Consider the following 652-nt stretch of genomic DNA (forward strand, 5'->3'; position numbering starts at 1 on the left):
ATTCGGAAACCCTCGAATCACAGCTCGGTTGCCAGCTCCTCGAGGCTTATCGCAGGCTCCTACGTCCTTCATCGGCTCCTGGTGCCAAGACATCCACCGTATGCCCTTAAAAACTTACGACACACACTTTACTGAAAAAGTGCGCTCGAAAAATGCACAGAATTAAAGATGCTCACGTCCACTATACAGTTCACAAGCAACGAACACACACAACCCTCAGACTCATCACACACACGACACCAGTGCCAGCAGTTTGATGAAAGGACTGTCATGCCAGTCGTCCAGGACCCTGTCACCAGGACCCCGGCCTAAGTTCACGGCCCGCAGCTGTTTCCAGCTCCGGCCCGCTCCCTCAGGACCCAACAGTGCATCCCCGATCCCATCCCCGGGATCGAGCTCCAACCGATGTTCCACCCATGAGCAGCCACCTCAGAACCAGGCCGGCCACATGATTGGGCCGGCTCATTGCCTGAGCAGTGGCATTCTCTGAGCCCAGCTCCCGGCACGAAGACCAGGCGGGCTTTCAGATGCTCCTTAGAAAGGAGGTGATCCAGCCGCACCTTCCGGTACGGCTACCTTGTTACGACTTCGTCCTAATCGCCAGTCCCACCTTCGACAGCTCCCTCCCACAAGGGGTTAGGCCACCGGCTTC

Annotated in this window: 2 rRNA genes; both read right to left on the bottom strand. The window is 57.1% G+C overall.

The window, feature by feature from the left end:
- Positions 1 to 120 (bottom strand): 23S ribosomal RNA (locus tag QSK18_RS35660); the annotation flags it as partial.
- A 418-nt stretch (positions 121 to 538) separates the two neighbouring features.
- A 16S ribosomal RNA gene (locus QSK18_RS35665) occupies positions 539 to 652 on the bottom strand; the annotation flags it as partial.

The sequence above is a fragment of the Kineosporia sp. NBRC 101677 genome (assembly GCF_030269265.1).
GTDB lineage: Bacteria > Actinomycetota > Actinomycetes > Actinomycetales > Kineosporiaceae > Kineosporia > Kineosporia rhizophila.